Origin of the sequence: Caballeronia sp. ATUFL_F2_KS9A (assembly GCF_023630765.1) — a bacterium.
Classification (GTDB): Bacteria; Pseudomonadota; Gammaproteobacteria; order Burkholderiales; family Burkholderiaceae; genus Caballeronia; species Caballeronia zhejiangensis.
Window position 1 is genome coordinate 42,693 of sequence record NZ_JALQEK010000004.1, and the last position, 12,550, is coordinate 55,242.

11 protein-coding genes are annotated in these 12,550 nt (G+C 63.4%); 1 reads left to right on the forward strand and 10 read right to left on the reverse strand.

The window, feature by feature from the left end; genetic code table 11:
- Positions 1–38: 38 nt before the first annotated feature.
- The 10 genes from NCS67_RS05890 to NCS67_RS05935 all read right to left on the reverse strand — a co-directional run bounded on the left by NCS67_RS05890 (position 39) and on the right by NCS67_RS05935 (position 10,874).
- The gene (locus NCS67_RS05890; RefSeq protein ID WP_250434653.1) at positions 39–1,904 is read right to left on the reverse strand and encodes a PhoH family protein; all 1,866 of its coding nucleotides are present in this window, start codon (positions 1,902–1,904) and stop codon (positions 39–41) included.
- 398 nt (positions 1,905–2,302) lie between these two features.
- Positions 2,303–2,764, reverse strand: coding sequence for a peroxiredoxin (locus NCS67_RS05895; protein ID WP_008349827.1), 462 nt, complete (start codon positions 2,762–2,764; stop codon positions 2,303–2,305).
- A gap of 71 nt (positions 2,765–2,835) precedes the next feature.
- Positions 2,836–3,732 (reverse strand): polysaccharide deacetylase family protein, encoded by an 897-nt coding sequence (locus NCS67_RS05900; RefSeq protein WP_250434654.1) that lies wholly within the window; start codon positions 3,730–3,732, stop codon positions 2,836–2,838.
- 9 nt (positions 3,733–3,741) lie between these two features.
- Positions 3,742–4,788: a bifunctional UDP-4-keto-pentose/UDP-xylose synthase gene (locus NCS67_RS05905; RefSeq protein ID WP_008349823.1), complete on the reverse strand. Its 1,047-nt coding sequence runs from the start codon at positions 4,786–4,788 to the stop codon at positions 3,742–3,744.
- Positions 4,785–5,771: a formyltransferase gene (locus tag NCS67_RS05910; RefSeq protein ID WP_250434657.1), complete on the reverse strand. Its 987-nt coding sequence runs from the start codon at positions 5,769–5,771 to the stop codon at positions 4,785–4,787. Before NCS67_RS05910 ends, NCS67_RS05905 begins: the two co-directional genes overlap by 4 nt.
- Positions 5,768–6,805, reverse strand: coding sequence for a glycosyltransferase (locus NCS67_RS05915; protein WP_008349819.1), 1,038 nt, complete (start codon positions 6,803–6,805; stop codon positions 5,768–5,770). Before NCS67_RS05915 ends, NCS67_RS05910 begins: the two co-directional genes overlap by 4 nt.
- Before the next feature lie 29 nt (positions 6,806–6,834).
- Complete coding sequence (locus NCS67_RS05920; RefSeq protein WP_250434659.1) at positions 6,835–7,992, reverse strand: DegT/DnrJ/EryC1/StrS family aminotransferase; 1,158 nt, start codon at positions 7,990–7,992, stop codon at positions 6,835–6,837.
- A gap of 52 nt (positions 7,993–8,044) precedes the next feature.
- Positions 8,045–8,416 carry an SMR family transporter gene (locus tag NCS67_RS05925; RefSeq protein ID WP_008349817.1) on the reverse strand — a complete coding sequence of 124 codons (372 nt, stop codon included), beginning with the start codon at positions 8,414–8,416 and terminating at the stop codon, positions 8,045–8,047.
- A gap of 97 nt (positions 8,417–8,513) precedes the next feature.
- Positions 8,514–10,187, reverse strand: coding sequence for a glycosyltransferase family 39 protein (locus NCS67_RS05930; protein WP_175980107.1), 1,674 nt, complete (start codon positions 10,185–10,187; stop codon positions 8,514–8,516).
- Positions 10,188–10,499: 312 nt separating this feature from the next.
- On the reverse strand, positions 10,500–10,874 hold the full coding sequence (locus NCS67_RS05935) for an Mth938-like domain-containing protein (RefSeq protein WP_008349815.1): 375 nt from the start codon (positions 10,872–10,874) through the stop codon (positions 10,500–10,502).
- A 419-nt stretch (positions 10,875–11,293) separates the two neighbouring features.
- Here NCS67_RS05935 and NCS67_RS05940 point away from each other — a divergent pair, with 419 nt between their 5' ends.
- The gene (locus NCS67_RS05940; protein ID WP_008349814.1) at positions 11,294–12,532 is read left to right on the forward strand and encodes a pyridoxal phosphate-dependent aminotransferase; all 1,239 of its coding nucleotides are present in this window, start codon (positions 11,294–11,296) and stop codon (positions 12,530–12,532) included.
- Positions 12,533–12,550: the final 18 nt, after the last annotated feature.

The window sequence follows — 12,550 nt, forward strand, 5'->3', positions numbered from 1 at the left end:
CTCCGCCGGGCCGTTTCATCGCGTTGAAAGCCGCGCGCTTACAGAATGTCGGACGCGTAATCGGCGAGGCGCGAACGCTCGCCGCGCGCGAGGGTCACGTGACCGCTGTGCGTCCAGCCTTTGAAGCGATCGACGACATACGTGAGACCCGAACTGCCTTCGGTCAGGTACGGCGTGTCGATCTGCGCGATGTTGCCGAGGCACACGATCTTCGTGCCGGGGCCCGCGCGCGTGACGAGCGTTTTCATCTGCTTCGGCGTGAGATTCTGCGCCTCGTCGATGATCACGTACTTGTCGACGAACGTGCGTCCGCGCATGAAGTTCATGCTCTTCACCTTCAGACGCGAACGGATGAGCTCCTGCGTCGCGGCGCGGCCCCATTCGCCGGCGGCGTCATCGGTCTTCTGGAGGACTTCGAGGTTGTCGTCGAATGCGCCCATCCACGGCTGCATCTTCTCTTCCTCGGTGCCGGGCAGAAAGCCGATGTCCTCGCCGACCGGAACCGTCGCACGCGTCACGATGATCTCGTTGTAGCGCTTGTCGTCGAGCACTTGCGCAAGGCCCGCGGCGAGCGCCATCAGCGTCTTGCCGGTGCCGGCCTGACCCAGCAGCGTGACGAAATCGACTTCCGGGTTCATCAGCAGATTCAGCGCGAAGTTCTGCTCGCGGTTGCGCGCAGTGATGCCCCACACGTTGTTCTTGTGATGACCGTAGTCGCGCAGCGTCTGCAGGAGCGCGGTCTTGCCGTTGAGCTCGCGCACGACCGCATGGAACGACGGCTCGCCGTTCTGCGGCTCGAGATAGACGAACTCGTTGACGAGCATCGAAGGGCACAGCGGCCCGGTCACGCGGTAATACGTGGTGCCGGTCTTGGTGTCCTGCCAGCTCTCCATGCCCTTCGCGTGCTTGGTCCAGAAATCCTGCGGCAGTGCGCGCACGCCGGAGTAGAGCAGATCCTTGTCTTCGAGAACCTGATCGTTGAAGTAGTCTTCGGCAGGCAGACCGAGCGCGTGCGCCTTGATGCGCATGTTGATGTCTTTCGACACCAGCACGACCTGGCGATCCGGCCGCTCCTTCTGCAGCGCGCGCACGACGCCGAGAATCTGGTTGTCCGCCTTGCCGACGGGCAGGCCTTCGACCGGCTCGATGTCCGTGAGCGTCGTCTGGAAGTAGAGGCGGCCGAGCGCGTCGCGATTGCCTTGCGCAGCGAGCGGAAGCCCTTCGGCCATCTTGCTGGCGTTGCCCGCGTGCGCGACGAGCGCATCGAGCGTCCGGCTCACCTGACGCGCGTTGCGCGCCACTTCCGACATGCCCTTCTTGTGGTTGTCGAGTTCTTCCAACGTCATCATCGGCAGATAGACGTCGTGTTCCTCGAAGCGGAAGAGCGAACTCGGGTCGTGCATCAGCACGTTGGTGTCGAGCACGAAGAGCTTGCGTAATTCGGCTTCGGCAGCCGTGCCCTTGCGACGTTTGTTCTGCGCGCGCGTATCGCGCGCCGTGGCCGAGACAGGTGCTTCGGTCGCGACGGGCGTTTCGGCGCGCTCCGTGCGCGCTTCGACTGCATCCGGCGTGGCGCGGGCGCCGGGCGTCGGCTGCAGGAGCGCGGCGGTCTGCTTCGATTTTCGGGCGCGCGTAGGGACGGTGCCCGGTGCGGGCGGCGGCACGACGGCTTCGACGTGCGGCTCGGCCGGAATCTGGGTCAGCACTTCGTTCGCGATCGAGCGCAGCGTGTGCGCGGCATTCGTGGCGGGACGCTCGGCGGCGACGGTCTCGACCGCGCCATAGGCGTCGTCATCGCTCGCCGCGGCTTGTTTTTTCGACTGCTTCGAAGGCCGGGCTTTGGCCTTGTATTCTTCAGCCGGAAGGAGATGGCCGAGCTTGGCCGGGGCGGTAGGCAAAGGCATGATGTTCCCTCGAAAGGAATCGGGTCGTGTATCGTGCGCCGCCTGTCGCATCCTGCTCGTACGCCCTCGAAGCGATACGAATCCTGCAGTTTGCGCCCGGAGGCGCGCTTCGTTGTCGAAATCGCCGGTTCGCCTAAGTTTCGATCTGCTCCTTGGAGGTTGCGTGCAACACGCCGCGCCCGAGCCGATGAAGCGTGGCTTTCGTGCGACGCCAAATGAAAAAGCCGCCGTTCCGACTACCGGAACCAGCGGCTGACTTCAGCTTCAGAGCGCCTTTCCCTTGCCGGATCCACATAGCCCGGGTCCATGCCCACCGTACCCACAGGCACACGGCGGCTTGCACTGGAACGAAGGAAATGGGGAAGGCAGGCGCTCATTGCGAACCAATATAACGTGCCTCAAATCGCTTGTACAGCCTCGACGATCGCCTCTACGTGGCCCGGCACCTTGACACCGCGAAACTCGCGTCGCAGCACGCCGTTTGCGTCGACGAGGAAGGTCGAGCGCTCCACGCCGCGCACTTCCTTGCCATACATCTTCTTCATTTTGATGACATCGAAGAGCGTGCAGATCGCTTCGTCAGCGTCCGAAACCAGCGTGTAAGGCAGCTCGAGCTTCGCCTTGAAGTTGTCGTGCGATTTCACGCTGTCGCGCGAGATGCCGATCACTTCCGCGCCGGCCGCCTTGAACTGATCGTAGTGGTCGCGAAATTGCAGGCTTTCGGTGGTGCAGCCGGGCGTGTTGTCCTTCGGATAGAAGAAGAGCACGACCTTTCTGCCGCGCAAGGAGGACAGGGTGAACTCGCCACCCGTCGCGGGTGCGGTGAAGTCGGGAACGGGCTGGTCGACTGCAACTGACACGTAGGTTTCTCCGGTCGTTCTGGTTTATCGGTGAGAAAAGCGAGGCGGGGAGAAAGCGGCCACGCGCCGCTTCAGCCCGGCTGGACGATCAGTTCGCCCGCGCGGCCCGGAATCTCGCCCCACGTCACAGGGTACGTGGGCAGCGACGCGCGGTCCAGCGCCGCATGGTAATCGCCCATCGTGGCAAAGCTGTGTCCCTGCGCGCGCCAGCCGGCGAGCAGTTGCTCGAACACCGGCGCGAGCTTCTGGCCTTCGAGTTCGGCGTGCAGCGTGAACACCTGATCGTGCGGATTGTTCACCGTATGACGCAGCACGTGCGCCGCGACATTGCTTTCGTCGACGCCATCGACGCCGAGCACTTCGTCGAGCGTCGGCAGCGTGGTCGGCATCTGGATGTGATTCAGCGTGCGGCCGTCGAGCACGGGAATATACGGCGTGTGGCCGCGCCCGTCGGATGCGTAGCGCATGCCCCACGCGTCGATCTGCTCGAACGCGTAGCCGTTCATCTGCCAGCCGGCGGCGCCGTGCGTGACGGGCGGTCCGCCGAAAATCTCGATGAAGCGCGCGTGGCTCTGCTGCATCTGCGCGACGGTCCAGTCGCGATCACGCCCGCGCACGTTGTCCTGCCAGTAGACGTGATCCCACGTATGGATGCCGCATTCGAAGCCGGCCTCGTGGATCGCACGCATTTCCGACACCGCTTCGCGGCCGATATCCGGCCCCGGCAGCAGCACGCCGTACATGAGCGTCTTCACGCCGTAATGCTCGACCACCGACGTGCGCGACACCTTCTTCAGAAAGCCGGGCCGGAAGACCCGCCGCAGCGCCCAGCCGGTGTGATCCGGGCCGAGACTGAAGAGGAACGTCGCGCGGGCGCTGTACTTGTCGAGGAGCCGCCCGAGGTTCGGCACGCCTTCGCGCGTGCCGCGCAGCGTATCGACGTCGATTTTCAGAACGATGCGAGCCACGCGCGCGCCTTACGCCTGTTCCACCAGCTTGCGGGCCTCGCCCACGTGGCCGCGGTACGCTTCGAAGATCTTGCGCAGCGCGTCGTCCATCGACGCTTGCGGCGCCCAGCCGAGTTCCTGCATCGTGTTGTCGATCTTCGGCACGCGGTTCTGCACGTCCTGATAGCCGTTGCCGTAGTACGCGCCCGACGACGTCTCGACCAGTTGCACCTGCTTCGCGCTGTCCGAGTACTCGGGGAATTCGTTTGCGAGCGCGAGCATCTTGTTCGCGAGTTCGCGGACCGAGAAGTTGTTCGTCGGATTGCCGATGTTGTAGATCTTGCCCGACGCCACGCCGCCCTTGTTTTCGATGATCTTCATCAGCGCGCCGATGCCGTCGTCGATGTCGGTGAACGCGCGTTTTTGCGCGCCGCCGTCGACGAGACTGATGTTTTCGCCGCGCACGATATGCCCGAGGAACTGCGTCACGACGCGCGACGAACCTTCCTTCGGCGTGTAGATCGAGTCGAGGCCCGGGCCGATCCAGTTGAACGGACGGAAGAGGGTGAAGTTGAGACCCTCCATGCCATAGCCCCAGATCACGCGGTCCATGAGTTGCTTGGAGCACGCGTAGATCCAGCGCGGCTTGTTGATCGGGCCGTAGGAAAGCACGGAGTTTTCCGGATCGAACTGCTCGTCGGTGCACATGCCGTACACCTCGGACGTCGACGGAAACACCAGATGCTTGCCGTACTTCACGGCCGAACGCACGATCGGCAGATTCGCCTCGAAGTCGAGCTCGAACACGCGCAGCGGCTGCTTCACGTACGTGGCGGGCGTGGCGATCGCGACGAGCGGCAGGATCACGTCGCACTTCTTCACGTGATACTCGACCCACTCCTTGTTGATCGTGATGTCGCCCTCGAAGAAATGCATCCGCTCGTGATTCGCGAGGTCGCCCAGGCGATCGGTTTGCATGTCCATCCCGAAGACTTCCCAGTCGGTGGTTTCGAGGATGCGCTTGGACAGGTGATGGCCGATGAAGCCATTGACACCCAGGATCAGAACTTTTTTCATGAATGACGAGAGGATTGAATGATTCGGCCGAATTCGGAAGGATCGACGGTGCGTTCTTCGCCCGACGGTTGCGCGTCGGCGTTCAGGGGCCGGTGACGCAATTCGTGGATGGCGATGACGCGGCCATCGCCGCAGACGCCAAACAGCGCATTATCCGCCACGGTCAGGCCCGGGGGCAAACCCCGCAGCTCACGGAGTCTTTCGGGTGAAACGCCCGGCGCGCCCGTTTCGGGCACGAGCCGCGCCCGCGCGACGATGAAACGATCGGGGCCGATATCCGTGAACGCGCCCGGATACGGCGGTGCGACCGCGCGAATCAGGTTGTAGACACGCTGCGCCGGCTGCGACCAGTCGATGCGGCCGTCTTCCGGCTTGCGTCCGCCGTAATAGCTGCCCGCCGCGAGATCGTTCGGCAGATGCGGCGCTTCGCCGGCGAGCAAGGCGGGCAGCACGCGCCAGAGCGTCTGTTCGGCGGCAACGACGGTCTTGTCGAAGACTTGCGCTGCTGTGTCGTCGGGCAGGATGGGCACCGGCGTTTGCGCGAGGATCGCGCCTGCATCGGGTTTCGCGAGCATTTCATGCAGCGTCGCGCCGGCCTCGGTTTCGCCGTTGATGACGGCCCAGTTCGTCGGCACGCGGCCGCGATACTTGGGCAGAAGCGAGCCGTGCATGTTGTACGCGCCGCGCTTTGCGAGCGAAAGCAGCGAGACGGGCAGCATGTGCCGGTAGTAGAACGAGAAGATGAAGTCCGGCGCGATTTTCTCCACCGCGCCGAAAAGCTCGGGCGACTTTGGATCGGCAGGCGTGATCGTGTCGATGCCGTGTTCCGCCGCGACCTGCGCGACGCTGCCGAACCAGATGTTCTCGCTTGCGCTGTCTTCGTGCGTGACGACGAGCGCAACATCGACGCCGCGCGCGAGCAGCACCTGCAGACAGCGCACGCCGACGTTGTGATACGCGAAGACGACTGCGCGCGGCTTCATCGGTCGTCTTCCTCGCGCGTGACGGCGACCACTTGCTGCACGGCGTCCTGCAACGGCTTGGCGGCGACCGATACGCCGTCGCGCTGTTCGAGAATCGTCTGCACGAGATAGCGCGGCCGCGCGCGCACCTGCTGATAGATGCGCCCGATGTACTCGCCGAGCAGCCCGAGCGCGAAGATGATGACGCCGAGCATGAAGAACGTGATGGCGAAGAGGGTGAACACACCCTGGACTTCCGCGCCGAACATGAAGCGGCGAATCAACAGCAGCAGGAACAGGCCCGCCGAGCCGACCGACAGAATCACGCCGATGAACGACAGCCATTGCAGCGGCACGACCGAAAAGCCGGTAACGAGATCGAAGTTCAGGCGGATGAGGCTATAGAGCGAATACTTCGACTCGCCCGCGAACCGCTCCTCGTGTGCGACATCGACTTCGATCGGGTTTTGCGCGAAGGTGTACGCGAGCGCCGGAATGAACGTGTTGATCTCGCCGCAGCGATTGATCGTATCGATGATATGGCGGCTGTACGCGCGCAGCATGCAGCCCTGGTCGGTCATCTTGATCTTCGTGATGCGCTCGCGCAGGCGGTTCATCGCGCGCGACGCCTTCTTGCGCCACAGGCTGTCCTGCCGCTGCTGGCGAATCGTGCCGACGTAATCGTAGCCCTCGCGCATCTTCGCGACGAGCTTGCCGATTTCCTCGGGCGGATTCTGCAGGTCGGCATCGAGCGTGACGACGATCTCGCCGCGCGACTGTTCGAAGCCCGCGAGGATCGCCATGTGCTGGCCGTAATTGCCGTTGAGCAGAATGACGCGCGTGGTGTCGGGCCGCACGTGGAACTGCTGCGCGAGCAGCGCGGCCGACTTGTCGCGGCTGCCGTCGTTGATGAAGATCACCTCGTACGACGTGCCGAGCGCATCGAGCGCCGGATAGAGGCGCTGGAAAAGCGCGGCGAGGCCGTCCGCTTCGTTGTACACCGGGATGATCACCGAAAGCTCGGGGGACGTCGCCGGAAAATCGAAATGACTCATGTTGCGCTGATTGTCCTTGATGGTCCGTGTTACCCGTTGTGTCCGAACTGCTCGCAGATTTCGTCGATGGACCGGACGACATGCGTCACGTCGTCGGCGGTCATGCCCGGGAAGAGCGGCAGCGTCACGTTCGACGCGCCGTAATGCTCCGAATGCGGGTACATGCCTTCCTTGTAGCCACGCGCGCGATACAGCGTGAACAAGTGCAGCGCCGGGTAATGCACGCCGCTTCCGACGTTGCGCTCCTTCAGTTGCGCCATGAATTCCGCGCGCGTGAGCTTGAGCCTTTCGAGCGGCAGCGCGATCTGGAACATGTGCCAGTTGTGGTCCGTGAAGTTCTCGACCGGCAGACCCACGCCGAGCTCGACCGCCGCGCCGCCTTTGAAGGCATCGAAATAGAGGCGCGCAAGTTCGCGGCGCTGCTGCGTGAGGCTCTCGACGCGCCTCAACGAGCCGAGGCCGACGCGCGCCGCCACGTCCGTCAGGTTGTACTTGCCGCCGAGCACGTCGCAATCCATGCCGTCGAAGCCCGTGCGCGTAATGCCTTGCAGACGGTACTTGCGCGCGAGTTCCGCTTCGTCCTCGTTATTCATTACGAGCGCGCCGCCTTCGATCGACGTCACATTCTTGTTCGCGTGGAAGCTGAACGACACGATGTCGCCGATCGCGCCTATGCGCTGGCCTTTCCACGTCGAACCGAACGCCTGCGCGGCGTCTTCGATCACGCGCAGCTGGTGGGCGCGCGCGATCTCGTAGAGCTTGTCCATGTCGACGGGCAGGCCGGCCAGATAGACGGGCATCAGCGCCTTGGTGCGCGGCGTGATTGCGCGTTCGAGCAGATTCAGGTCGATGTTGCGCGTGACCGGATCGATATCGACGAACACCGGCGTCGCGCCGACTTCGAGGATCACGTTCGCGGTCGACACCCAGGTCATCGGCGTGGTGATGACTTCGTCGCCGGGGCCGACGCCCGCGATGCGCAAGCCGATTTCCATCGTGCAGGTGCCCGAGTTGAAGGCGCGCACCGGGCGGCCGCCCACGTACGCCGACAACTCCGCCTCGAACTGCTGATTCTGCGGGCCAGTCGTGATCCAGCCCGAGCGCAGCACGTCGACGACGCCCTGAATGGTTTCTTCGTCGATATCGGGCTTCACGAAGGGCAGGAACGGCCGCGTTGTTTGAGTCATGGACTATGCGTTTAAAAAATGAATTGATCCGGCGGACGCTTCGGTCCGGCAACTAGCCGCGCGCGAGCACCACGACGCCGACCAGAATGATGCCGATGCCGATGAGCCGCTGCATCGACAGCACTTCGCCGAACAGGTACCACGCGGCGAACGCGTTGACGACATAGCCGAGCGAGAGCATCGGATAGGCGATCGACACGTCCACGCGCGACAGCCCGACGATCCACACGACGACGCTCAGCACATAACAGGCAAGCCCGCCGATGATCGGCCACTGCGTCGCGATCTTGATGCCGACCGGCAGAATGTTGGCGGGCGTCATGTCGAAATGGCCCACCGCGTTCACGCCGGCTTTGAGCAGGAGCTGGGCGCATGCGTTCAACGATACGCCGATGACGATGCAAATAAAGGAGATCGGGTTCATCGCGCGTTTTTCAAATGCGGAACAAGGATACTCGGTTCATCGCGAAATGCCGAACGATCGTGCAGCGCAGCATCGCGACCGGGAGGAAAACGCGCGCTCACGGCTGCGGTTTCTCCACGATCACGCGGCGCTCGTCGCGGGCGATCACCTGCATGGGCACGTGGCGTGCCATGAGCTCGTCGTAGCGTGCGGGCGGCATCAGCGCGAACGCGTAGCGCTCCGAATCCCACAGCCTGACCCATTCGTCGACGCTCGGCACCCATTTTTGCGGCTCGGTCTGTACGCCGAAGGTCAGCTCGTCGGCTTCGCCGACCATGATCATCGTGTGGCCGAGGTAGAAGGGCATCGTGTGGTCGAGCTTCGCGATCGAGTAAAACGGCGTGTCGGGCGGGAGCTTGGCCATCGCGGCCTTCACGGCCGGCACGAGCCGCACGCCGGAACTCTGCGTGCCGAAGACATCGTGACCGGAGCCCGCGATCGTGCCCAGCAGCAGCCAGGCCGCGCCTAGTCCCGTCGCGCCCGCGAGCACGCTGCGCCGGTTCAGCCAGAGCGCGAATATCGTCACGACGAAAGCGACGGCGAGGCCCGCGTACACCCAGATCTGGAACTCGCGATAAAGCGCGTTAGGCGTGTTGGCGCTGCCCGCGCGGCCGAGGAAAATCGCTCCGAAGGCCGCGGCGATCAGAAATACCGCATAGCCGATCAGATGCATGCGGTACTGCGATTTCGTCAGCGAGGGCAAATACAGCCCGATGACGAGCGCGAGCGCCGGCGCGATCGGCAGCACGTACGAAATGAGCTTCGAATGCGACGCGCTGAAGAACAGGAAAATGAACGCGGACCAGATCAGCAGCATCGTGACCGGCGCGAAGCCGTTGGGCTGGCGTGGCGTCTTCAAGCCGTGGCGCACGCTCTGAAAGGCGATCGACAGCCACGGCAGAAAACCCACGATCAGAACCGGCACGAAGTAATAGAACGCGCCGGGGCGGTTCTGCTCGGGCGTCAGATAGCGCTTGAATTGCTGGACGATGAAGAAGAAGTCGAAGAACTCCGGGTTCTTCATCTGCACGAGCGCGAACCACGGGCCGGTCACGATCAGGAACACGATCAGCCCACTGCCGATATAGAGCCGCTTCCAGAGCGCCCAGTCGCGCGACACGAGTGAATACAGAACGAGCACGGCGCCCGGCAGGATCAGGCCGACGAGACCCTTCGACAGCACCGCGGCGCCCATGCCGGCCCAGCAGAGCCACATCCAGAGACGCACTTCGCGGGTCGGCAGTCCGGGGCGCTGGGCGAGCAGGAGCGCGCAGAGGGTCAGCTCCATCCAGAACGACAGGCCCATGTCGAGCGCGTTGAAGTGGCCCATCAGGTTCCAGTACGGGCACGTCGCGAGGATGACCGCGGCGGCGAAGCCCGTCATCGCGTTGAATACGCGCGTGCCGGTATAGCCGACGAGCAGCACGCCCAGAAAGCCCGTGAGCGCCGTATAAAGGCGCGCCTGCCATTCGCCGATGCCGAACCACGCAAAGGTAAGGGCATTCGCCCAAGTTTGCAGGGGCGGCTTTTCGAAATACTTGTAGCCGTTGTAGCGCGGCGTGATCCAGTCGCCGGTCACGAACATCTCGCGCGCCATTTCGGCGTAACGGCCTTCGTCGCTGGGCACGAGATGACGATACCCGAGCGGCGCGAACCAGATGATCGCGAGTGCGAGTACCAGAAGAATGAGCGAAAGACGCGTGAGCGGTAGCCGGGTAGGCGTATCGTTCATGAAGTCGACCTGTCCGATGCCGCGATGCGCGGCGCTAATGAAACGAATTGAGCGATGAATGCGCGCCGCGCGAGGATGCAACTCGTGCATGCTCAGGCACGCATTGTCGATGCGAGTTCGCACGTTCGAGCGCGCGCTGCGCACTTGTCCGACGTCGAAACGCCCGGCGTAACGACGATGCCGGGCGGGAGTGTAGCGCACGGCCGACCGGCATCCGTCAAAATTGACGACTGGCAAGCGACGGCTGCTGCCGATATCGGACGGGCGGCGGGAGTCTGCCAACGCTTCCTTAGCGCCGCCTTAGCGATCCCCTCAGGCTTCGATCAGCAGTGCGGCGGCCACGCGCCGGCCTTCGGACATCAGTATGTTGTAGGTGCGGCAGGCCGCGCCGAAATCCATCGTTTCGACGCCGATGCGATGTTTCGCCAGTTGCGCGGTGAGGCGCGGATGCGGAAAGCGCAGCCGCGACCCGCTGCCGAAAATGACGACTTCCGGCGCGGCCTCGACGAGCGCATCGAAATCCTCGGGCTTGAGCGCATCGAACGACGACACCGGCCACGCCGCGACGGGCGTCTGCGGCATGACGATCACGCTGCCTTCGTGCCTTTCGAGATTGATCGCCACGAAACCGTCTCCGTAGCTCGTGATGGTATTGAGCGCGCTGGTGGAATCCTGGTGCAGTTTCAAAACAATGATCCGGCAAGGAAAAGGAGAGAGGCCCGGCGGGCGCGCGCAGCGCCGTTTGGGCCGGTTCCGGCGCATCCGATTGGTGCATTGCGGAACTGGGCCATAATCAGTAAATTATAACTTTTTGGCTGCCGGGCTCGCTCGTGCGCCACCCGTTGCGCTCGCGTGCCGCCACAAGCCGCCTTCGACACGCAATCCGGTCCGCATCGCCCATGCCTTACCTGGCGCGGCGTCTAAAATGCATCGTTCGGCGCTCGGGAAAAGCGGGCCGTCCGGGCGAGCCGCCATCGGCTTTCACCTCGGTATTTATTGCAACGCCCGTCCGCCGCGCGCGAGGCTGGCTGCCCCGAATTCCGAGCCGCACGCGACCCACATCACCAGAACCCGTCCGCATTCACATCAGACCCAGAGCGCCAGCCGTGAAACCGATTCTCAAATCCAACAAGCTGCAAAACGTCTGCTACGACATTCGCGGGCCCGTGCTCGAACACGCGAAGCGCCTCGAAGAAGAAGGCCATCGCATCATCAAGCTGAATATCGGCAATCTGGCGCCGTTCGGCTTCGAGGCGCCGGACGAGATCATTCAGGACATGATCCGCAATCTGCCGGGTTCGTCGGGCTATTCGGATTCGAAGGGCGTGTTCGCCGCGCGCAAGGCGATCATGCATTACACGCAGCAAAAGGGTGTGACGGGCGTCGAACTGGACGATATCTACATCGGCAATGGCGCGTCGGAACTGATCGTCATGGCGATGCAGGCGCTTCTCAACGACGGCGACGAAGTGCTCCTTCCGGCGCCGGACTATCCGCTATGGACGGCCGCGGTGAGCCTGTCGTCGGGCACGCCGCGCCACTACATGTGCGACGAGAGCAACGGCTGGATGCCCGATCTCGACGACATCCGCGCGAAAATCACGCCGAACACGAAGGCGCTCGTCGTCATCAACCCGAACAACCCCACAGGCGCGCTGTACTCCGACGAACTGCTGCGTGAACTGATCGCGATCGCGCGCGAGCACGGTCTCATCATTTTCGCGGACGAGGTCTACGACAAGATCGTCTACGACGGCAAGACGCACACGTCGATGGCCGCGCTCTCCGAAGACGTCGTCACGGTCACGTTCAACAGCCTTTCGAAAAGTTACCGCTCATGCGGGTATCGCGCGGGCTGGATGGCGATCTCCGGGCTGATCGAAGAGAACCGCCGCCGCGCGAAGGATTATCTCGAAGGCCTCGGCATTCTCGCGTCGATGCGCCTGTGCCCGAACGTACCCGGCCAGTATGCGATCCAGACGGCGCTCGGCGGCTATCAGAGCATCAACGACCTGATCGTCCCGAGCGGGCGCCTCTTCAAGCAGCGCGAACTCGCGTACGACATGCTCACGGCGATTCCGGGCGTCACGTGCGTGAAGCCGCAAGCCGCGCTCTACATGTTCCCGAAGCTCGATCCGAAGATGTATCCGATCCAGGACGACCAGCAGTTCATCACGGATCTGCTGCTCGAGGAGCGCGTGCTGCTCGTGCAAGGCACCGGCTTCAACTGGCCGACGCCGGATCACTTCCGCGTGGTTTTCCTGCCGAACGTCGACGATCTCGCGGATTCGATCAACCGCATCGCGCGCTTCCTCGACGGCTATCGCAAACGACATTCCGCTTAATCTCTCTTTTAAAGACTC

Bases quoted from the DNA above. Each gene is read 5' to 3' on its own strand.
- NCS67_RS05905 (WP_008349823.1), bottom strand. From the start codon at position 4,788: ATGAAAAAAGTTCTGATCCTGGGTGTCAATGGCTTCATCGGCCATCAC.
- NCS67_RS05915 (WP_008349819.1), bottom strand. From the start codon at position 6,805: ATGAGTCATTTCGATTTTCCGGCGACGTCCCCCGAGCTTTCGGTGATC.
- NCS67_RS05930 (WP_175980107.1), bottom strand. From the start codon at position 10,187: ATGAACGATACGCCTACCCGGCTACCGCTCACGCGTCTTTCGCTCATT.
- NCS67_RS05910 (WP_250434657.1), bottom strand. From the start codon at position 5,771: ATGAAGCCGCGCGCAGTCGTCTTCGCGTATCACAACGTCGGCGTGCGC.
- NCS67_RS05920 (WP_250434659.1), bottom strand. From the start codon at position 7,992: ATGACTCAAACAACGCGGCCGTTCCTGCCCTTCGTGAAGCCCGATATC.
- NCS67_RS05925 (WP_008349817.1), bottom strand. From the start codon at position 8,416: ATGAACCCGATCTCCTTTATTTGCATCGTCATCGGCGTATCGTTGAAC.
- NCS67_RS05890 (WP_250434653.1), bottom strand. From the start codon at position 1,904: ATGCCTTTGCCTACCGCCCCGGCCAAGCTCGGCCATCTCCTTCCGGCT.